This is a genomic window from Streptomyces sp. RFCAC02, from assembly GCF_004193175.1.
Classification (GTDB): Bacteria; Actinomycetota; Actinomycetes; order Streptomycetales; family Streptomycetaceae; genus Streptomyces.
On the sequence record NZ_SAUH01000001.1, the window covers coordinates 439,159 to 458,024 of the forward strand.

The following is an 18,866-nucleotide window of genomic DNA, read 5'->3' on the forward strand; positions in this document are numbered from 1 at the left end:
TCACCTGGGTCCCGACAGGTCGCCGGACGCGGCGGGCGCGGACACGGGCAGGTGCGCGAGCAGGTCCGTGACCCGGTCCGGCGCGCAGCGGGCACCGACCGTGCCGTCGGGCCTGACGTACACGAGCTGGGCGGCGCGGTCCTCGTCGGGGGCGGCGGACGCGAGGTCGTGCGCGGGTGCCTCGCCGGGCGCGGGGACGCCGCCGGAGCCCGCGCGCACGAGCAGCACGGCGGTGCGCCCGTCGCCGGTGCGGCGCCTGACCTCGGCTGCGGCCTGCGCGGCGCGGTCCGGGGCGCGGCCGTCGTCGATGACGAGGACGGTGTGGCGGCCGGCGGCGACGTAGCCGTGCAGCGTGGCGGCGTCGGTGCCGTGCAGCGGGGTGAGCGCGAGGTCGGGGACGCGGCGGCCGGGCCGGAACGGTCCCTCGGGGCCGGCGCCGCGCTGGACGGCGGGGCTCGCGGAGTGGTCGAGGTCGACCTGGGCCAGCTCGGGGACGAAGCGCCGCTCCAGCGCGCCGCGGCGCGACAGCCGGCCGAGGACCGCGTCGCGCAGGCGGCGCAGCAGCGGATTGCGGATGAGCCACAGTCTGGTCTGCCGGTCGGCGTTGGCGACGGCGCGGACGGCGGCGGGGCGGCGTTCCGCCTCGTAGCTGTCCAGCAGGGCGGTGTCGCCGGTGCGGCAGGCTGCGGCGAGCTTCCAGCCGATGTCGTAGCCGTCCTGGACGCCGGTGTTGAGGCCCTGGCCGCCGGCCGGGCTGTGGACGTGCGCGGCGTCGCCGGCGAGGAACACCCGTCCCGAGCGGAACGCGGCGGCGACCTTCGTGTGGACCTGGAAGCGGCTGCTCCACCAGGTGTCGGTGATGCGCCAGCGGCCCGGGCCGCGCGCGTCGAGGAGCCGCTGGAGCTCGGCGGTGTCCGGCCGGTCGGTGCGGGTGCCGGCCCGCTGGTCGAAGAAGACGCGGTGGCCGCCCTCCGGCAGCGACACGACGACGAGGACCCCGTCGGGCGTCAGGTGGTACTGCGCCTCGCGGTCGGGCAGGGCGGTGCCGCCGCCCGCGTCGAGCACGACGTCGCCGAGGAGGAAGTCACGGGGGTAGGTGGCGCCCTCGAACGGGACGCCGACCCGGTCGCGGACCGTGCTGTGCATGCCGTCGGCCGCGATCAGCCAGGTCGCGGTCTCGGTGCTCTCCGCGGGCTGTGCGGGGTCCGTCGAGCGCAGGACGGCGGTGACGCGCTCGGGCGCGGTGGTGACCGCGGTGACCTCGGTGTTCCAGCGGACCGAGCCGCCGAGGCGGGTGAGGCGGTCGTACAGCAGTTCCTCGGTGACGGGCTGCGGGACGCACAGCGGCCCGGGGAACCGGGTGCCGGCCAGGCCGCCGAACCGTACGGCGGCGACCTTGCGGCCGCGCGACCAGTAGGAGGCGCCGGCCAGCGCGAGGGCGCGGCCGGCGAGGGGCTCGGCGACGCCGAGGCGGTCCAGGGCCTCCAGGGCGCCGCTCCACAGCACCAGGGCCTTCGGCGCGGTGGCCGGTCCGCCGCGGCGGTCCACGACCGTGACGGGCACGCCGTGGAGGAGCAGCGTGCAGGCGGCGGTGAGCCCGGTGGGGCCCGCGCCGACGATCAGGACGGTGTGGTCGTCGGTCATGCCCCGACTCCTTCAGCGGTGAGATCCACATCGAGATCCAGCAGCGTGCCGACGTCCTTGACGGCCTGTGCTGTGGTGCTGAACGCAACGGTGTGCATGCCCAACTCGCGGGCGGGCACGAGGTTTTCCTCCGTGTCGTCGAGGAAGACGCACCGGTCGGGCGCGACGTTGAGCCGGGTGAGGAGCCGGTGGTAGATCTCCGGGTCCGGCTTGCGCACGCCCTCCTCGGACGAGTCGACGACCAGGTCGAACAGCTCGTCCACAGGGAGCGTGGCGCGCCAGCGCGGCCGCCATTCGCGGACGTTGTTCGTGAGCAGCGCGACCCTGACGCCGGCGGCGCGGACCGCGTGCAGGTAGGCGACGAGGTCGTCGTTGGCGTGGCGGCCGCGGAACCACAGCTCGCCGAACGGCCGGCCGGCCAGGATGTCGCCGGTGCCGGGCGGCAGCTCGGCGGTGACGCGGCCGATCATCTCGGCCTCCGTGATGGCGCCGGTCTCCAGGTCGGCCATGGGCGTGGCGCCGTACCGCTCGGTGGCCCGCAGGAACGCCGTGACGATCGTCTCCAGCGGGACGCCGACCCGGTTCGCGAACAACTGGTACGTCTCACCGAGGGGATTGGTGAGGACGCCGCCGTAGTCGACGACGAGGGTGTCGATCCGGTTCAGACCCACTGGGCCACCTCCACGGTGACATCGCTGCAGACGGTGCCGCTCTGCTCGGTGCGGACGGCGACGGGCACGGTGAGGAGCCCCAGCTCCTCGCCCTGGCGCACGCCGCCCACCTTGGCCAGCACGGTGGTGGCCAGGTCGAGTTCGGCGAATTCGGTGAACGTGGTGCCGAGCGCGGTCACCACGAGGTGCTCGGGGGACAGGCCGTGCAGCCGGGCGACCGCCGCGACGGCGACCTGCCGGGCGGCCTCCAGCTGGAGGTTCCCCGGCACGTGGTCGAGCTGGTGGTCGAACAGGTGCGGGTGCGCCGTGTCGACGACGACACGGGCGAGCGCGTTGCCCCCGGTGTCCACGGCCGGATCGGTCACCACGACGTTGCGCGGGTCGCGGCGCCCGATGGCGGCGGGGGGCGCGGGCGCGAGCCGGGCGACGAGCGTCGCGCCGGGGTCGGCCCCGCGCACGCGCTCCCGCCCCTTGGCCCTGAGCATGTCGAACGCCCGGCGGCTGACGAAGGTGAGCCCGCCGGCGGCCTGGAGCGCGGCGGTCCCGTCGATCTCCAGGACGCCGTCGAAGTCGAGACCGAGGACGCGGCCGGCGCGGTTGCGCGCCGGCCGGACCGTCATGCGGATGACGACCTGCGCGGGGCGCGCGCCGATGCGCAGCGCGGCCAGGGACCGCACGCGGTAGTGCATCTCTTTGAAGATGAACGCGCTGTCCAGCGGGACGTCGAGGTGCCGGTGCGCGACGAACACGCCCGCCTGCCGCAGGACTTCCACGATGAGCAGGAAGTCGTACGATGCCGGGTTCTCCCCGATGAGGTGCCCGCGCGGGAGCTGTGCCGCGACCTCGAACGCCGCCTCGGCGGCACCGGGCCGGTTGCCGGGGGCGGCGATGGAATCGGTGATGAACACCTCGGCCACGGACGCGCGGTGCACCAGCGCGCGCGGGACGGTCGCGTCGAAGCGCAGCCGCTCGCGGTCCGTGGATGAGGGGAGTTCCATGGGCAGGGTCATGCCGTGCTCTCCTTCCGGGTCCGCTCGGGGCGCCACCGGGTGCCCTGGCGAAGATCGTGTCGGGCGGCGCTGACCGGCCGCTGGAAGGATCGCTGAAGCCGTGCTGAAGGGCGCGGCCCCTCCTCGGGGCGCGCGTTCCAGGGCGGTGCGCCGCTGGTACGCGCCCGGCGCGCGCTGAACCGTTCCCCCCGCCGGGTTCGCGCGGATACTGGGCGGGTGAGCGGCGCCGCGGCCGCGCAGGGGCCGCGGCCGACCCCCGTCGTGGAGGCCAGTCATGCGGATGCTGATCAACGGAGCCGACCGGATCGTCGAGGACGCCCTGCGGGGCATCGCCCTCGCCCACCCCGAGCTGCGCGTGGACGTGGCGGGGCGCGTGGTCGTCCGCCGCGACGCGCCCGTCGCGGGCAAGGTGGCCCTCGTGTCGGGCGGCGGCTCGGGGCACGAACCGCTGCACGCCGGCTTCGTCGGGCCCGGCATGCTGGACGCGGCCTGTCCCGGCGAGGTGTTCACCTCCCCGGTGCCGGACCAGATGCTGAAGGCCGCGCAGGCCGTGGACGGCGGCGCCGGCGTGCTGTTCGTCGTGAAGAACTACACGGGGGACGTCCTCAACTTCGACATGGCCGCCGAGCTGGCCGACGACGAGGGCATCGCCGTCGAACGGGTCGTCGTTGCGGACGACGTGGCCGTGACCGACAGCCTGTACACGGCGGGCCGGCGCGGCACCGGCGGCACGCTGTTCGTGGAGAAGCTGGCGGGCGCGGCGGCCGAGGCCGGGGCGCCGCTCGCGGAGGTCGCCGCGGTGGCGCGGCGGACGGCCGAGCGCTGCCGCAGCTTCGGCGTGGCGCTGACGGCGCCGTCGTCGCCGGCGAAGGGCGGGCCGACGTTCGACCTGCCGGCGGGCGAGCTGGAGCTCGGCATCGGCATCCACGGCGAGCCGGGCCGCGAGCGGCGCCCCGTCATGACGGCGGCCGAGATCGCCGCGTACACGGTGGACGCGCTGCTGACGGACCGCAGGCCGGCCGGTCCCGTCCTGGCCCTCGTCAACGGCATGGGCGGCACACCGCTCCTGGAGCTGTACGGTTTCGCCGCGGACGTGCGGCGCGTCCTGGACGAGCGGGGCGTCACGGTGGCGCGTACGCTCGTCGGCAACTACGTGACCTCGCTCGACATGGCCGGCTGCTCGGTCACGCTGTGCGAGGCGGACGACGAGGCGCTGCGGCTGTGGGACGCGCCGGTCAGCACGCCCGCGCTGCGCCGGGGCCGCTGACGAGGCGGCGGGGTGCGGCGGACGACGGGAAGGAGCCAGGAGTGGCGGCGAGGGACACCGGATTCTTCCGGCGCTGGCTGACGCTGGCCGCCGCGGCGGTGGAGCGGGAGACCGGCCGGCTGACGGATCTCGACTCGGCCATCGGCGACGCGGACCACGGCAGCAACCTGCGGCGCGGGTTCGCCGCCGTGTCGGCCGCGCTGGCGGAGGAGGAGCCGGCGACGCCGGGCGCCGTGCTGACGGTGGCCGGCAGGACGCTCATCTCCACGGTCGGCGGCGCGTCGGGTCCGCTCTACGGGACGCTGCTGCGCCGTACCGGCAAGGCCCTCGGCGGCGCGGAGACCGTCGGCGACGAGGAGCTGCGGGAGGCGCTGCGCGCCGGCGTCGACGCGGTGGTGCGGCTCGGCGGCGCGGCGGCGGGCGACAAGACGATGCTGGACGCGCTGCTGCCCGCGGTCGAGGCCCTGCCGGACACCGCCGAGGCCGCCCGCGCCGCGGCGGCGGGCGCCGAGGCGACCGTCCCGCTGCAGGCCCGCAAGGGCAGGGCCAGTTACCTGGGCGAACGCAGCAAGGGCCACATGGACCCGGGCGCGGCGTCGGCCGCCCTGCTGATCGGGGCGCTGGCGGAGGCGGAGGGGCAGGACGGGGATGACTGACCGTGCCGACCGCCGGGTGGTGGGGATCGTGCTCGTCTCGCACAGCGAGGAGGTCGCCGCCGCCGTGGCGCGGATGGCGGCGGGGCTCGCCGGCGGCGGGGACCTGGCGCCGGTGCTCCCCGCCGGGGGCAGGGACGACGGCGGCTTCGGCACGTCGGCGGCCCGGATCGCCGACGCGGTGCGGCGGGCCGACCGGGGCGCCGGGGTCGCCGTGCTCGCGGACCTCGGCAGCGCGGTGCTCACGGTGAAGTCCCTCGTCGCGGACGCCGAGGACGAGGGCGGGCTGCCGGACGGCGTGCGGCTTCTCGACGCGCCGTTCGTCGAGGGCGCGGTCGCGGCCCTGGTGACGGCGTCGGCCGGCGCCGACCTCGACGCCGTGGCGGGCGCCGCCGCCGACGCGTACGCCTACCGCAAGGTCTGATCCGCCTCCGCCGGCTCGAACCAGGTCGGCCCTTCCTCCCGGGCGAGCGCGAGCCGGTGGTGGGCGAACGGCGTCAGCGGCGGCAGGGCGTCGGGGGTGAACCAGCCGACCTCCAGCGACTCGTCGTCGTTGACCCGCGCCTCGCCGCCCGTCGCCCGGCACAGCAGCGCGATGTCCGTGTACTGGACGACGTCGCCGTTCGGGTAGTGGGTGGGCTCCAGGGCCTGGACGAGCAGGACGCGTTCGACGGCGCAGCGGACGGCGGTCTCCTCGTACACCTCGCGGACGGCGGCCTGCGCGGGCTGCTCGCCGGGCTCGGGGATGCCGCCGATGAGCGCCCACCGCCCGGTGTCGGCGCGGCGCCCCAGCAGGACGCGGCCCGCGTCGTCGCGCACCACCATGCTGACGCCGGGCAGTACGAGCGGGGCGTGCCCGATGTGGCGGCGCAGATCGAGGATGAAGTCAGGAGTCGGCATGCCCCGAGCCTATGTCCGCGGCGGCGGGCGGGGCCGCCGGGCCGCCCGGCGCACGTCCCGCGCGGGCGCCGGGGATGACGGACGCCGCGGCGACCCCGATGAGGGCGATGCCGGCGAACGTCAAGAACGCCCGGACCCACGCCGCCTCGGACGGTGCCGCGCCGGACCCGAGGAGCGTGACGCTGAGCTGCGCCCCGACCGCGCCGCTGACGGTGCGCAGGAGCGTGTTGACACCGGTCGCCGCACCGGTGCGCGCGGCCGGCACGGCGGCGACGACGAGGGTCCCGAGGGACGAGAACGCGAGCCCGTACCCGGCGCCCAGGACGCCGCCCGCCACGTAGCACTGCCACAGGTGGCCGTGGGCGGCCGCGAGCATGCCGAACGCGACGGCGGCGAGCGCCGCGCCGGCCTGCAGCGGCACCCGTGGACCGGTCCTGGCGGCGAGCCGGGGCGCGGCGGGCCCGGTCACCAGCATGAGCGCGGCGACCGGGATCATGACGAGGCCGGCCTCGCCGGCCGACGCCCCGAACCCGGGAGCCGCCGTCCCGCCGGGCGTCTGGACCAGGCGGGGCAGCAGGGTGACGGCCGCGAACATGGCGGTGCCGACGACGAAGGTGGCGGCGTTCGTGGTCAGCAGGGCGCGGCCGCGCTGGAGCCGGAGGTCCACCAGCGGGTGGCGCGTACGGACCTCCCGCAGCCCGAACGCGGCGGCCCCGAGGACGGTCGCCGCCGACAGCGCGGGCACGGTCCACGGGTGCCCTCCCCCGCCGCCCTCGGTGATGAGCAGCAGGAGGGCGACCAGCGTCGCGGCGAGGAGCGCCGCGCCGGGGAGGTCGACCGCCCGCGACCTGGCGGCCCGCGCCCCGTCGGGGGGCAGGAGGGCCGTGCCGGCGAGCGCGGCCACGGCGAGGCAGAGGACGATCAGGAACAGGGCGGCCGTCCCCGGACCGTCGGTCACCGGTCCCGCCACGACCAGGCCGAGCGCTCCCCCGACACCGAAGGCGGCGCTGAGCGCGGCGACGAGCCCGGTGACCCGCCCGGCGGGGACCGCGCGCCGGGCGATCGCGAAGGCCATCGGGAACGCGCCGCCGGACAGTCCCTGCAGCACGCGCCCGGTCAGGGCACCGGCGAAGGACCCCCGTTCGACGGCGAGCGCCGCGACGGCCGATCCGCAGGCCAGGCAGGCGAGGCAGACGGCCAGCACCCGCCGGTGGCCGAACAGGTCGCCCCACGCGCCGGCGATGGGCGTGGCGACGGCCGACGCCAGCATGAAGGCCGTCAGCAGCCAGGCTGCGCCGTCGGCCGGGGTGTGCAGTTCGCGCTGGAGCACCGGCAGCGCGGCGACGACGACCGTCTGGGCCAGCGCCACCCCCGTCGCCGCGACCACCAACAGGGCCGGTACGGCCCGCGTGCGTGTCCCGTCCATGCGGGCTCCCTCCGTCAGGTAAGGGCACCCTAACAGGATTCGAGACCACTGGTCACTAATATGGGTGGCTAGGCTCGGCCCATGACAGCGCGACCAACACCCTCGGGGCGCGGACCAGGCCGTCCCTCGCGGCTGAGCCGGGAGCGGATCGTCGCGGCCGCCCTCGACGGCGGTCTCGACACGCTGACCATGCGGGACCTCGCGGCGCGCCTCGACGTGTCGCACTCCGCTCTCTACCGCTGGGTCCGCGACCGGGACGGCCTGTTCGACCTGGTCAGCGAGGTGATGGTCGCCCGCGTCCTGCCCGCCGACGAGCCGACCGCCGGCACGTGGCGCGACTGGCTGGCGCGGCTGGCGTGGGCCATGCACGACGAGTTCCTCGCGGTCCCCGGCTACGCGGCCCGCGTCGCCCGCCCGCACCGGCACAACCCCGCCTCGTTCGGGCTGCTCAGGGAACGGGTGGTCACCGCGTTCGAACGGGCGGGGGTGCCGCACGACCTCGCGGTGCAGAGCTGGCTCATCTTCGGCTTCGGCGTCGTCAACTGGCTCGGGAACCGGGAGGGCCACGACTTCGGGGACGACACGCCCCGCTTCGACATCTTCCTCGACACCCTGCTGCGCGGACTGCCCGCCCGCCCACCGGCCCCCCGGCCGTGACGCGTCCGGCCCCCACGACGCGCCGACGACGCCGCCCCGGTCACCACGGCGGGACACCGCGCGCGGGAGCCGAGGCCGTGCGCTGCTCGCGCCGAGCGGCGGCGGGCGCGGCATTCGCCGGCCCACGGGCGGCGCGGACGCTCAGCTCCGGTCGCGGCCGAGCCAATGGGCGATGTCGGCGAGGACGGCGGGATCGACATGCTGCGGAGTGCCGTATCCGGCGGGGGTGGACGGTCCCGCGCCGGGGAAGAACAGGTGGTCGTCGGCTTCGTGCACCCGGATGTCGACGTCCGGGCGGCCGGCCAGGCCCGTACGCCAGCGCACGAGGTCGTCGGCGACGGTGACCTGGTAGTCGCGTCCTCCCTGGAGGACGAGCATCGGCCTGCCGAGTCCGGCCGCGATGGCGACCGGGTCGTAGTCACGCAGTTCGAGCCAGTACGGCGCGGGCAGCCCGAACGGCAGATCCGCCGCGGGGGTCGAGGGCGTGAGGTCCGCGCTGTCGACCAGGGCGGCCTGCCGCCGGAAGGTCTCGACGACCGCCGGCGGGACCTGGTCGGGGAGCACGGTGGCGAGGTGGCTGACGACGCGGACGGCGGCGTGCTGCATCGGCTGCGTGTCACCGGCCATGATCACAAGGCCCGCCACCGCGGGGGCGGCCACGGCGACGGCGGGAGCGACCTTGCCGCCCATGCTGTGTCCGAGGACGAAGACCCGCCCGGGGTCCACCGAGCGGTGGCCGCGGAGCAGGCCGACCGCGTCGACGGCGTACGGCACGTATTCCCGCGTCATCGTCAGGTCCGGCGCCGCGGCCATCTCGCGGTGGGCGTATGTCGCCTTGTCGAAGCGCAGCACCGTCGTCCCGCGGCCGGCGAGCCCCCATGCCAGGTCCTTCAGCGGCTTGTTCGGCCCACTGGTCCCGTCGCGGTCGAACGGCCCACCGCCGGCGAGCAGCACCACGCCGGGGCCGGGAGCCTGCCCGCGGGGGACGCTCATCGTGCCCGGCACGGCGTAGGGACCGGTGCCGACGGTGACCTCGTGCTCGTCGAAGCGGCCGGGCTCGGCGTAGGGCGGTGGCATCCAGGCGGAATCCGCACCGGCCATGGACTCTGTCGCAGCACTGTCGGACACCCCGTCACAACCTCTCTCAAGTGATGCGAACGGTAGCATGACATGAGATCATTACGGGATGGACGCTTTCGAACTCATGGCGCACCCGGTGCGGTTGCGGGTGGTTCACGCGATGCGCGGCGGCAGGGAACTGACCACCGCCGACCTGTGCGAACGCATCCGGGACGTCTCGAAGGCCACCGTCTACCGGCACGTCGACCTGCTCGCGGCCGGCGGGGTCCTGGAAGTCGCCTCGGAGCGGCGCGTGCGCGGCGCGGTCGAGCGCCGCTACCGGCTGCGCCGCGACCGCGCGGGGATCGACGCGGCAACGGCCGATTCCCTGTCGCCCGACGACCACCGCAGCGCGTTCGCCGCCGCCCTGGCGGTCCTGACCGCCGAATTCACCGCGTATCTCGGCCGCGAGGCGGCCGACCCGGCGGCCGACCTGGTCGGCTACCGGCAGCACGCCGTCTGGCTCGGCCCCGGGGAACTGCGCGGGATGATCGACGGGATGCGGGAGGCCATCGCCCCCCATCTGGCCAACGAGCCATCGCCCGGCCGCACGCGGTACCTGATCAGCCCGATCCTCTTCCCCGTCGAGACGCCGCCGCCCGGGACCGGCACCGATGACACCGGCGCGGGCGCCCGGGACGCGGGACCCGGCGTCTGAGCCGGGTGCGGCGGCCGGGTCAGGCCGCGCCGGCGGCCAGCAGACGGCCCTCCGGGTAGGCCAGCGCCGCCTCCGGGAGCGTGCTCGGCTCGCCCAGGGCCAGCACCGTCAGGGTCCCGGTGGCCGGGGCGGACGGCGCGGGCGCGTGGCCGGCGCGGCGCAGCGCCTGGGCCGCCACCGCCTCGGCCGATCCGAGGAGGGCCACGCGGGCGCCGGTCGCGGCGGCGAGGTGGTCGCGGATGTGGTCGGCGACCAGCTCGTAGTGCGTGCAGCCGAGGACCACCGTGCGGATGTCCGGCGGTGTCAGGTCGGCGGCGGCCTTGACGGCGGCGCGGATCGCGGCGTCGTCGGCGCGCTCCACGGCGTCGGCGAGACCGTGGCACGGCACGCCCGTGGCCGGCACCCCGGCGGCGAAGTCGGCGACCAGTCGCCGCTGGTAGGTGCTGGCCGTCGTGGCCGGGGTCGCCCACACGGCGAACGGCTCCCCGCGCGCCGCGGCCGGCTTCACCGCCGGGACGGTGCCGATGACCGGCAGCGCCGGTTCCAGTTCGGCGCGCAGGGTCGCCAGGGCGTGGACGGACGCCGTGTTGCACGCGACGATCAGCGCGTCGGGACGGGTCCCGGCGGCGGCGCGGGCGCACGTCAGGGCGCGTGCGGTGATGTCCTCCGGGCCGCGCGGCCCCCACGGCATGCCGTCCGGATCGCACGACAGCACCAGGTCCGCGTCGGGCCGCAGGCGCCGGACCGCGGCCGCCGCGGCCAGCAGGCCGACCCCCGAGTCGACGAGGGCGACCCTCACCCGTGCCGTGGTCATCGGGACCTCACTTCCGTCCCGGCGTCCACTGGAGACCGAAGCCGTACGCGTGGTCGACGGTCCGCTGCGGGCTGACACCGCGGTCCGGCACCAGGTAGCGGGCCTCGCGGCGGACGGTCAGGTCGCCGCCCTGGCCGGTCAGCTCGGCGAGCACGCACACCGGCGAGGGGACGGTGCACTCGTCGAGGGTGAAGTCGACGGGCGCGCCGTTCTCCGGGGTGAGGGTGACCGTGGCGGAGGTGACGTCCTGGAAGCCGCTGGCGCCCGAGTAGACCGTCACGAAGACGACGACGCGGCGCAGTTCGCGGGCGTGGTCGAGGTTGATCGTGAGGTTCTCGCCGCGGGTGACGGCGCCGGTGCGGTCGTCGCCGTCGAGGTGGATGTACGGCGGCTGGTGGAGGGAGCCGAACGCGTTGCCCAGGGCCTGGACCACGCCCTTGCGCCCGTCCGTCAGCTCGAACAGCGCGCACAGGTCGAGGTCGAGGCCGCCGCCGAGCGCCTTGTTGATGCGCTCCTTCCAGCCGCGGGCCTCGGTGGTGCGCTGCTGCCAGTTGAGGTTGATGCGCATGCGGCCGGACGTGGCGCCCTGCTTGGCGAGCGAGACGCTGGGGGCGGACTTGGTGAGGGTGATCTTGCTGAGCCGCACCGGTCCCGTGGGCTGGGCGGGCGGGGGCGGCGGGGGCGCGGCGGCCGGGACGGCGGCGGGCGGGGGCGGCGGCAGCGTGGCCGCGGGCGGCGGGGGCGGCACGGGAGCGGGCGGCGCGGGAGCCGGCGGGGGCGGCGCGTCGTCCACGGAGATGCCGAAGTCCGTGGCGAGACCTGCGAGTCCGCTGTCGTATCCCTGGCCGACCGCGCGGAACTTCCAGCCGCCCGCCCGGCGGTACAGCTCACCGAGGACGAACGCGGTCTCCGTCGTGGCGTCCGTGCTGTCGAAGCGGGCGATCTCGGCGCCGCCGTCGGCGTCCAGGACACGGATGTGCAGGCCGGGGACGCGGCCGAACGTCCCGCCGTCCGCCGAGGCGGCGAGCGTCACGTTCTCGATGGCCGGCTCGACGGCGGCGAGGTCCACGGCGAGCCGGTCGACGACCGCGCCGCCCTGGGGCTGCTTGCCCTCGTGCCGGACGGCGCCGGAGGGGTGGGCCGGCTGGTTGTAGAAGACGAGGTCGTCGTCGGACCTGACCCGGCCCCCGGCCAGCAGGAGCGCCGACACGTCGACGTCCGGCGTGCCCGGCGCGCTCTGCCAGCCGATCTCGACGCGGACCGCCCGCGCGGCCACCGGGACATTCGCACCTTTGAGCATCGGGGTGTTCCTCCGTCGTGGGGCGTGATCACGCCATGTGGTCCGCGGCCACTGCCCACTATGCCATCCCCGGCGCCGGCCCCCCGGCGAGCCCCCTATACCGCACGGTGCGCACATCGGATGATGCCACCGGGGAAATTTTGCGCAATGCTTTCCGAGAAGGCGTGCGGGACCGACCGGACCGCGCCAAATGACCTTCTCGTCGGACTCCCCAACAAGCACACAGTGGGCTTAACTTATGGGGTATGACCTCCCCGCGCCCTTACGGTGGTGGCTACACGTCACCGTCGTTCGCTGACACCCCCATCTACGACAGGCTGGTGGCCGAGCGGGGAACCCCGCAGATCGCCCCCATCCGTGTCCCGGCGGCGTACGAGCCCATGGGGTTCCCGAACGCGGCCCCCCAGCCCGCGCTGCCCGCCCTGCCGGCGCTGCCGTCAGGACCGTCGTCCCCCACCTACCAGCAGCCCGGCGGGTACACCGGCTACCAGGCCACGCCCGTCCGGCAGCAGCTCCCCGCGCCCGCGCCGGCCGCGCAGGCTCCCGGGGGCTACTTCCCGCAGCAGACGGCACCGGCACGCCCGCAGTTCCCGGGCGGCCCGGGCCCCGGCGTCCCCCAGCCGCACGTGCCGCAGCAGATGCGGCCGGCGGCACCGCGCCCGGCGGCACCGCGGCCGTACCCCGGCGCGTTCCAGCAGCCGCAGCCGCAGCCGCAGCACCAGGAGCGGATGCCGGGTCAGGGTCCCGGCGGCTACCAGACGCAGGCGGCCGGCCAGAGCCCCTACCTGGCGCCCGCGCAGCCCCAGCCGCAGCATCAGCCCCAGCACCAGTACCCGTCCCCCGGTTACTGGTCGGAACCGGGGGCGGGCCACTAGCGGCCACCGGGCGCGCCGCGCGGGCGCGCGGACGGTGGTCAGATCTCCACGTCCTCCAGGATGCCGAGGGCGTCGGGGACCAGGACGGCCGCGGAGAAGTAGGCGCTCACCAGGTAGGAGATGACGGCCTGGTCGTTGATGCCCATGAAGCGCACGTTCAGGCTGGGCTGGTACTCGTCCGGGATGCCCGTCTGGTGCAGTCCGACGACGCCCTGGTTCTCCTGCCCGGTGCGCAGGGCCAGGACCGAGCTGGTGCCCTCGGGCGTGACGGGGATCTTGTTGCACGGCAGGATCGGGATGCCCCGCCAGGCCCGCACCGCGGAGCCCTCGAACTCGACGGTGGCGGGGTAGATCCCGCGCGCGTTCCACTCGCGGCCGATGGCGGCGATGGTGAGCGGGTGGGCGAGCAGGTACTGCGTCTTGCGGCGCCGGGAGATCAGCTCGTCGAGGTCGTCGGGCGTGGGCGGCCCGCCCCGGGTGTGGAGGCGCTGGCGGACGTCCGCGTTGTGGAGGAGGCCGAACCCGGGGTTGTTCACCATCTCGTGCTCCTGCCGCTCACGCAGGGCCTCGACGGTGAGCCGGAGCTGCTCCTCGACCTGGTTCATCGGCTCGTTGTAGAGGTCGGCGACGCGCGAGTGGACCCGCAGGACGGTCTGCGCGACGCTCAGCTCGTACTCGCGGGGCGCCAGTTCGTAGTCCACGAACGTGCCCGGCAGCACCGGCTCGCCGCTGTGGCCCGAGGCCAGTTCGATCGCCGCCTCGCCGCGCCGGTTCTGGCGGGGCACGGGGCGGGCGGCGACACCGTCGAGGTGGGCACGCAGTCCCGGGGAGCGCTCGGCGACGGCGGAGACGGCGTCCAGGGGCAGGGCGAGCACGGTGCAGCGCGTGCGGGCGGTGAGGGTGTGCGGCCACTCGGCGGTGCCGCCGGCGGTCAGGGCGCGGTCGCCGTCGAAGTCGCCGTCGGCGAGGACACCGAGGCTGCGTTCGGCGTCGTACGGGCCGGGCGCGAGGCGCTGGACCTTGCCGTGGGCGATGAGGACGACCTCGGTCACGCGGGTGCCGAGGGCGGCGATGACGTCGCCCGGCGCGTACTCGCGCTGGACGCAGCGCTCGGCCAGGGCGGCGAGCGCGTCGGCCTCGTCGAAGCCCTGGAGCGCCGGGAGTTCGGTCAGCTCGGCGGGGATGACGGACACCTGGGTGCCGGTGCTGACGAACTCGACACGGCCGTTGCCGAGGGTGTGGGTGAGGCGCCGGTTCACGCGGAAGGTGCCGCCGGACACCTGGACCCAGGGGAGGATCTCGAGCAGCCACCGGGAGGAGACCGCCTGCATCTGTGGCGGGGTCTTGGTGGTGGTGGCGAGATTGCGGGCTGCGGCGGTGTCCAGGCTGGACAGGGGCTGCCGGTCGTCGGTGGGCTGGGCGTTCACTCGGTGTGCCTTCCAGGGGGAACAGGATGGTTCTTCCGCCGGGCACCGGAGAAAAGGGGAAACGGTGCCCGGCGGCGCGAGGGGTCATCGGCCGGTGGCCGTCGCGGTGGAATGCCGCACGGTGGTTCCGGACGGCGATTCCGCGCGACTCGATCGAATGACCGAACGCTTCTCGTACGTTTGCGCGACGGAAAGCGCGGGCGTCACAGCCCGATTTCGACGTCCTCCAGAATGCCGAGGGCGTCGGGCACGAGCACGGCGGCGGAGAAGTAGGCGCTGACCAGATAGGACATGACGGCCTGGTCGTTCACGCCCATGAAGCGGACGGACAGCCCGGGCTCGTACTCGTCCGGGATACCGGTGCGGTGCAGCCCGACGACGCCCTGCTTCCCCGCGGTGCGCAGCGCCATGATGGAGCTGGTGCCCTCGGGCGTGACCGGGATCTTGTCGCACGGCAGCACGGGCACGCCGCGCCAGGACGGGACCGCGTGCCCCGACAGCTCGACGGTGCCGGGGTAGAGGCCGCGGCTGCTGCACTCGCGCCCGAACGCGGCGATGGCGCGCGGGTGGGCGAGGATGACGCCCGGCTCCTTCCAGACGGCGGCGAGGAGGTCGTCGAGGTCGTCGGGCGTGGGCGGGCCGGTGCGCGTGTGGAGGCGCTGGCGGACGTCCGCGTTGTGGAGGAGGCCGAACCCGGGGTTGTTCACCATCTCGTGCTCCTGGCGCTCGCGCAGGGCCTCGACGGTGAGCCGGAGCTGCTCCTCGACCTGGTTCATGGGGTCGTTGTAGAGGTCGGCGACGCGCGAGTGGACCCGCAGGACGGTCTGCGCGACGCTCAGCTCGTACTCGCGGGGCGCCAGTTCGTAGTCCACGAACGTGCCCGGCAGCACCGGCTCGCCGCTGTGGCCCGAGGCGAGGGCGATGGCGGCCTCACCTGCGGCGTTGCGGGGCGCGGCGGCCGCGCTGCGGGCGGCGGCGAGGTGGGCGGCGAGGCCGGGTTCCGCGGCGGCGAGGTCGCGCAGGGCGGCGAGGTCGGCGGTGAGGACGGTGCCGCTGGTGAGGGCGACCAGGCTGTGCGGCCATACGCCGGCGTCGTCGGCGGTGAGGATCCAGTCGCCGTAGAACTCGCCGCCGCCCAGGACGCCGTGCGCCGTCTCGGCGTCGTACGGTCCCGGGGCGCGGCGTTCGACCTTGCCGTGGGCGACGACCACGACCCGGTCGGCCGGGTCGCCGGCCCGCGTCAGCGCGTCGCCGGGGCGCACCTCGTGCTGGGTGAAGGCGGCGGCGAACCGTTCCAGCACGGCGGTGTCCGCGTACCCGGCGAGGGCCGGCAGCTCGCCGAGTTCGGCGGGGATGATGCGGATGTCCTGGCCGGTCGAGACGAATTCGACGCGCCCGTTGCCGAGGGTGTGGGTGAGGCGCCGGTTCACGCGGAAGGTGCCGCCGGAGACCTGCGTCCAGGGCAGGACGCGCAGCAGCCAGCGGGAGCTGATGCCCTGCATCTGGGGCGGCGTCTTGGTGGTGGTCGCCAGATTCCGCGCCGCCGCCGTGGTGAGGCTCAACGGGTGTTCGGCCACCGCGTTTTCGGGCGTCGGCTCGGTCGAAGTCGTCATGGGTCGTGCCGCCAATCACAGGTGTTTCTCAGGCCATTCGGGGGAGTTCCCGCGTTGAAACTAGAGGTTGGCCGGAAGGGGGGCAATCACCCGAAAGAGCGGTCAACTCATGGATTTATCAAGGGAATTACTGGGTAACGCCGCGTAACGCCCGTTCGTCGAGCACGGACGGCGATCGATTGATGACCGCACGTGACGGTCTATGGTGAGGTGGCGCGCAGGCGCGTGAGCGGAGCGTGGAGGCATCCGCGGGGGCGCGCACGGAGAGGTACCGCGCCGGTCATTCGATCGGCCCGCAGCACGCTACGGTGGAGCGGCCAGACGCGCTCATCGCGCGCGCAGTCGTCGCACGAGGTTGGGGCACAACGGTCCATGACTCAGGGCTCGGTCCAGGTGACACACACCGGTACGGGACGATGGCGGCGCAGGACCGCCGTCTACAGCACGGTCACCGAAGCCCTGGCCGCCGCCGCCGACGGCGATGTGCTCGTCCTCGCGCCCGGCACCTACCGCGAGAACCTCGTGATCGAACAGTCCGTCACCCTGCGCGGCCCCGCCGACGACCGGGACGGCCCCGCGCGGATCGCACCGCTGGACGGCGTACCGCTGACCGTGCGCGGCTCGGCCACCGTACGGCACCTGCGGATCGAGGGCCAGGACACGACGGCGCCGGCCGTGCTCGTCGAGAACTCCATGCCCGAGCTGATCGGCCTGCGGGTGCACACGGCGTCGGCCTCGGGGATGGAGGTGCGCGCGGGCGCGCGCCCCACCGTGCGGCAGTGCTCGGTGAGCAACCCCACGGGGACCGGCGTCAGTGTCGGGGACGGCGCGGGAGGCCTGTTCGAGGAGTGCGAGATCGCCGAGTCGGGGCAGCCGGGCGTGGCCGTGCGCGGCGCGGCGCACCTGCGTCTCGAGCGGTGCACGGTCCGGCGCGCGCGGGGCGCCGGCCTGTCCGTGACCGGTGACGGTTCCGCGGTCGACGCGGTGCACTGCCGCATCGAGGACGTCCGGGGCACGGGCGTGCGGCTCGCGGAGCGGGCCACCGCGCACCTCACGGAGTGCCGGGTCGCCGAGACGACGGGCGACGGCGTCTGCCTCGACTCCGAGGCGGTGCTCACGCTGACCGACAGCGAGGTCACCGACATCCCGGAGAACGCGATCGACCTGCGGTCCCGTTCGGTCCTCACCCTCGTCCGCACCGCCGTGCACCGCTTCGGGCGCAACGGCATGTCCGTCTGGGACCCGGGCACCCACGCCGACGCGCACGACTGCGAGATCCACGGCAGCACCGGGGACTACCCGGCGGTGTGGGTCAGCGACGGCGCGACGGCCGTCCTGGAGTCCTGCCGGGTGCGCGACGTGCCGGACGCCCTGTTCGTGCTGGACGCGGGGTCGCGCGCCGACCTGGTGGACAGCGAGGTCGACGACGTGCGCGGCTCGGCCGTCTCGGTCAGCGACGGTGCGACGGCCCGGCTCGACGCCTGCCGGATACGGCGGGTCGGGACGGGCGCCTGGTTCCGCGACGCCGGCAGCGGCGGCACGGTGACGGGCTGCACCGTCGAGGAGGCGCGGACGGCGTTCATCGTCACGAAGGAGGCCGACCCGGCGGTCGAGGAGTGCGTGATCACCTCGCCGGGCGAGGCCGGCGTGTACGTGTCGGCGGGCGGCAGGGGGCGGTTCACGCGCTGCCGGATCACCGGCTCGGCCGGGTACGGCTTCCACGTCATCGACGGCTGCCGCACGGAGCTGAACCGCTGCCGCACGGAGCGGTGCGCGCGCGGCGGGTACGTCTTCGCCGAGGACAGCCCGGTCCTGACGGACTGCCACAGCGACGAGGCGACGGCGCCGGGCGCCGACGCGCGGGAGCGCGCCGCGGAGGCCGCCGCGCTCGCGACCGTCCCGGCGCAGCGCGAGCCCGCCGTGGTGGCCGCCACCGTTCCGGCACCGGCGCCCGGCCGGCAGGACGCGGGCGCTGCGGCCGCACCGGCCGGCGGGGCGGACGGCACGCGTCCCTCGGACGAGGTACTGGCCGAACTGGAGTCCCTGGTCGGTCTGGACACGGTGAAGCGCGAGGTCCGCGCCCTCATCGACATGATCGAGGTCGGCCGGCGGCGTGCCCGGGCCGGCCTGAAGGCCGCGTCGGTGCGGCGCCACCTGGTGTTCACGGGCGCCCCCGGCACCGGCAAGACGACCGTGGCACGGCTGTACGGCGAGATCCTCGCGTCCCTCGGCGTGCTGGAGCGCGGTCACCTGGTGGAGGTCTCCCGCGTCGACCTGGTGGGCGAGCACATCGGGTCCACGGCGATCCGTACCCAGGAGGCGTTCGACCGGGCGCGGGGCGGTGTGCTGTTCATCGACGAGGCGTACGCCCTCTCCCCCGAGGACGCCGGGCGGGACTTCGGGCGCGAGGCCATCGACACGCTGGTGAAACTGATGGAGGACCACCGCGAAGCGGTCGTCGTCATCGTCGCCGGGTACACGGCCGAGATGGAACGGTTCCTCGCCGTGAACCCGGGCGTGGCCTCCCGCTTCTCCCGCACGATCACCTTCGGCGACTACTCCCCCGAGGAACTGCTCAGCATCGTGACGCAGCAGGCCGGCGACCAGGAGTACGACCTCGGCGAGGGCACGCGGGACGCGTTGCTGAAGTACTTCACCGCCCTCGACCGCGGCCCGTCGTTCGGCAACGGGCGCACGGCGCGGCAGACGTTCGAGGCGATGGTGGAACGGCACGCCGGCCGGGTCGCGCGGCTCGCGGATCCGAGCACCGAGGATCTGTCCCTGCTCTTCCCCGACGACCTGCCGCCGCTGCGCTGAGGTCAGGGTCGTCCG

Annotated in this window: 17 protein-coding genes; 7 read left to right on the top strand and 10 right to left on the bottom strand. The window is 75.1% G+C overall.

Translation table 11 applies throughout. The annotated features are described in order from the left end of the window. From EMA09_RS01850 to EMA09_RS01860, 3 genes are read right to left on the bottom strand one after another with little or no spacing between them, the layout of a single operon-like run. Entirely contained in the window at positions 1–1,644 is a 1,644-nt protein-coding gene (locus EMA09_RS01850) for an FAD-dependent monooxygenase (RefSeq protein WP_129838228.1), read from the bottom strand. Continuing rightward, positions 1,641–2,315 (bottom strand): HAD family phosphatase, encoded by a 675-nt coding sequence (locus EMA09_RS01855; RefSeq protein WP_129838230.1) that lies wholly within the window; start codon positions 2,313–2,315, stop codon positions 1,641–1,643. The genes EMA09_RS01850 and EMA09_RS01855 overlap by 4 nt, the downstream gene beginning before the upstream one ends. After that, complete coding sequence (locus EMA09_RS01860) at positions 2,306–3,325, bottom strand: ScbA/BarX family gamma-butyrolactone biosynthesis protein (RefSeq protein WP_168220624.1); 1,020 nt, start codon at positions 3,323–3,325, stop codon at positions 2,306–2,308. The genes EMA09_RS01855 and EMA09_RS01860 overlap by 10 nt, the downstream gene beginning before the upstream one ends. Positions 3,326–3,599: 274 nt before the next feature. Here EMA09_RS01860 and dhaK point away from each other — a divergent pair, with 274 nt between their 5' ends. From dhaK to EMA09_RS01875, 3 genes are read left to right on the top strand one after another with little or no spacing between them, the layout of a single operon-like run. Next, entirely contained in the window at positions 3,600–4,592 is a 993-nt protein-coding gene (dhaK, locus tag EMA09_RS01865) for a dihydroxyacetone kinase subunit DhaK (protein ID WP_129838234.1), read from the top strand. Positions 4,593–4,633: 41 nt separating this feature from the next. Beyond that, positions 4,634–5,248 (top strand): dihydroxyacetone kinase subunit DhaL, encoded by a 615-nt coding sequence (gene dhaL, locus EMA09_RS01870; protein ID WP_240796190.1) that lies wholly within the window; start codon positions 4,634–4,636, stop codon positions 5,246–5,248. Next, entirely contained in the window at positions 5,241–5,669 is a 429-nt protein-coding gene (locus EMA09_RS01875; protein ID WP_129838237.1) for a PTS fructose transporter subunit IIA, read from the top strand. The genes dhaL and EMA09_RS01875 overlap by 8 nt, the downstream gene beginning before the upstream one ends. Here the strand turns inward: EMA09_RS01875 and EMA09_RS01880 are convergent. Together EMA09_RS01880 and EMA09_RS01885 are read right to left on the bottom strand one after the other, a co-directional pair. Continuing rightward, positions 5,654–6,145, bottom strand: coding sequence for an NUDIX domain-containing protein (locus EMA09_RS01880; protein WP_129838239.1), 492 nt, complete (start codon positions 6,143–6,145; stop codon positions 5,654–5,656). The genes EMA09_RS01875 and EMA09_RS01880 overlap by 16 nt on opposite strands. Continuing rightward, positions 6,132–7,571 carry an MFS transporter gene (locus EMA09_RS01885; RefSeq protein ID WP_129838241.1) on the bottom strand — a complete coding sequence of 480 codons (1,440 nt, stop codon included), beginning with the start codon at positions 7,569–7,571 and terminating at the stop codon, positions 6,132–6,134. The genes EMA09_RS01880 and EMA09_RS01885 overlap by 14 nt, the downstream gene beginning before the upstream one ends. 81 nt (positions 7,572–7,652) lie before the next feature. Between EMA09_RS01885 and EMA09_RS01890 the strand changes: the two genes are divergently transcribed. Then, entirely contained in the window at positions 7,653–8,228 is a 576-nt protein-coding gene (locus tag EMA09_RS01890) for a TetR/AcrR family transcriptional regulator (RefSeq protein ID WP_129838243.1), read from the top strand. 141 nt (positions 8,229–8,369) lie between these two features. On the opposite strand, the gene EMA09_RS01895 is transcribed toward EMA09_RS01890, so the two are convergent. Further along, on the bottom strand, positions 8,370–9,305 hold the full coding sequence (locus EMA09_RS01895) for an alpha/beta fold hydrolase (RefSeq protein ID WP_240796191.1): 936 nt from the start codon (positions 9,303–9,305) through the stop codon (positions 8,370–8,372). Positions 9,306–9,414: 109 nt separating this feature from the next. On the opposite strand from EMA09_RS01895, the gene EMA09_RS01900 reads away from it, so the two are divergent. Next, complete coding sequence (locus EMA09_RS01900; RefSeq protein ID WP_129838247.1) at positions 9,415–10,005, top strand: helix-turn-helix domain-containing protein; 591 nt, start codon at positions 9,415–9,417, stop codon at positions 10,003–10,005. A 19-nt stretch (positions 10,006–10,024) separates the two neighbouring features. Here the strand turns inward: EMA09_RS01900 and EMA09_RS01905 are convergent, their stop codons facing one another. Both EMA09_RS01905 and EMA09_RS01910 read right to left on the bottom strand, forming a co-directional pair. Continuing rightward, a complete protein-coding gene (locus EMA09_RS01905) occupies positions 10,025–10,804 on the bottom strand; it encodes an aspartate/glutamate racemase family protein (RefSeq protein WP_129843781.1) in 780 nt (259 codons plus the stop codon). 22 nt (positions 10,805–10,826) lie between these two features. After that, on the bottom strand, positions 10,827–12,119 hold the full coding sequence (locus EMA09_RS01910; protein ID WP_129838249.1) for a TerD family protein: 1,293 nt from the start codon (positions 12,117–12,119) through the stop codon (positions 10,827–10,829). A 245-nt stretch (positions 12,120–12,364) separates the two neighbouring features. Here EMA09_RS01910 and EMA09_RS01915 point away from each other — a divergent pair, with 245 nt between their 5' ends. Further along, positions 12,365–12,994, top strand: a complete 630-nt coding sequence (locus EMA09_RS01915) for a DUF6643 family protein (RefSeq protein ID WP_129838251.1) — start codon at positions 12,365–12,367, stop codon at positions 12,992–12,994. 38 nt (positions 12,995–13,032) lie between these two features. On the opposite strand, the gene EMA09_RS01920 is transcribed toward EMA09_RS01915, so the two are convergent. Next, complete coding sequence (locus EMA09_RS01920) at positions 13,033–14,421, bottom strand: family 2B encapsulin nanocompartment shell protein (protein ID WP_240796192.1); 1,389 nt, start codon at positions 14,419–14,421, stop codon at positions 13,033–13,035. 203 nt (positions 14,422–14,624) lie between these two features. After that, positions 14,625–16,034, bottom strand: a complete 1,410-nt coding sequence (locus tag EMA09_RS01925; RefSeq protein ID WP_129838253.1) for a family 2B encapsulin nanocompartment shell protein — start codon at positions 16,032–16,034, stop codon at positions 14,625–14,627. 372 nt (positions 16,035–16,406) lie between these two features. Here EMA09_RS01925 and EMA09_RS01930 point away from each other — a divergent pair, with 372 nt between their 5' ends. Further along, on the top strand, positions 16,407–18,851 hold the full coding sequence (locus EMA09_RS01930) for a right-handed parallel beta-helix repeat-containing protein (protein WP_129838255.1): 2,445 nt from the start codon (positions 16,407–16,409) through the stop codon (positions 18,849–18,851). Positions 18,852–18,866 lie beyond the last annotated feature (15 nt).

What these genes read in the sequence shown, in the direction of transcription:
- EMA09_RS01850 (WP_129838228.1), bottom strand. Translation starts at nt 1,644, where the DNA reads ATGACCGACGACCACACCGTCCTGATCGTCGGCGCGGGCCCCACCGGG.
- EMA09_RS01860 (WP_168220624.1), bottom strand. Translation starts at nt 3,325, where the DNA reads ATGACCCTGCCCATGGAACTCCCCTCATCCACGGACCGCGAGCGGCTG.
- dhaK (WP_129838234.1), top strand. Translation starts at nt 3,600, where the DNA reads ATGCGGATGCTGATCAACGGAGCCGACCGGATCGTCGAGGACGCCCTG.
- EMA09_RS01875 (WP_129838237.1), top strand. Translation starts at nt 5,241, where the DNA reads ATGACTGACCGTGCCGACCGCCGGGTGGTGGGGATCGTGCTCGTCTCG.
- EMA09_RS01880 (WP_129838239.1), bottom strand. Translation starts at nt 6,145, where the DNA reads ATGCCGACTCCTGACTTCATCCTCGATCTGCGCCGCCACATCGGGCAC.
- EMA09_RS01885 (WP_129838241.1), bottom strand. Translation starts at nt 7,571, where the DNA reads ATGGACGGGACACGCACGCGGGCCGTACCGGCCCTGTTGGTGGTCGCG.
- EMA09_RS01890 (WP_129838243.1), top strand. Translation starts at nt 7,653, where the DNA reads ATGACAGCGCGACCAACACCCTCGGGGCGCGGACCAGGCCGTCCCTCG.
- EMA09_RS01895 (WP_240796191.1), bottom strand. Translation starts at nt 9,305, where the DNA reads ATGCCACCGCCCTACGCCGAGCCCGGCCGCTTCGACGAGCACGAGGTC.
- EMA09_RS01900 (WP_129838247.1), top strand. Translation starts at nt 9,415, where the DNA reads ATGGACGCTTTCGAACTCATGGCGCACCCGGTGCGGTTGCGGGTGGTT.
- EMA09_RS01910 (WP_129838249.1), bottom strand. Translation starts at nt 12,119, where the DNA reads ATGCTCAAAGGTGCGAATGTCCCGGTGGCCGCGCGGGCGGTCCGCGTC.
- EMA09_RS01915 (WP_129838251.1), top strand. Translation starts at nt 12,365, where the DNA reads ATGACCTCCCCGCGCCCTTACGGTGGTGGCTACACGTCACCGTCGTTC.
- EMA09_RS01925 (WP_129838253.1), bottom strand. Translation starts at nt 16,034, where the DNA reads ATGACGACTTCGACCGAGCCGACGCCCGAAAACGCGGTGGCCGAACAC.
- EMA09_RS01930 (WP_129838255.1), top strand. Translation starts at nt 16,407, where the DNA reads ATGACTCAGGGCTCGGTCCAGGTGACACACACCGGTACGGGACGATGG.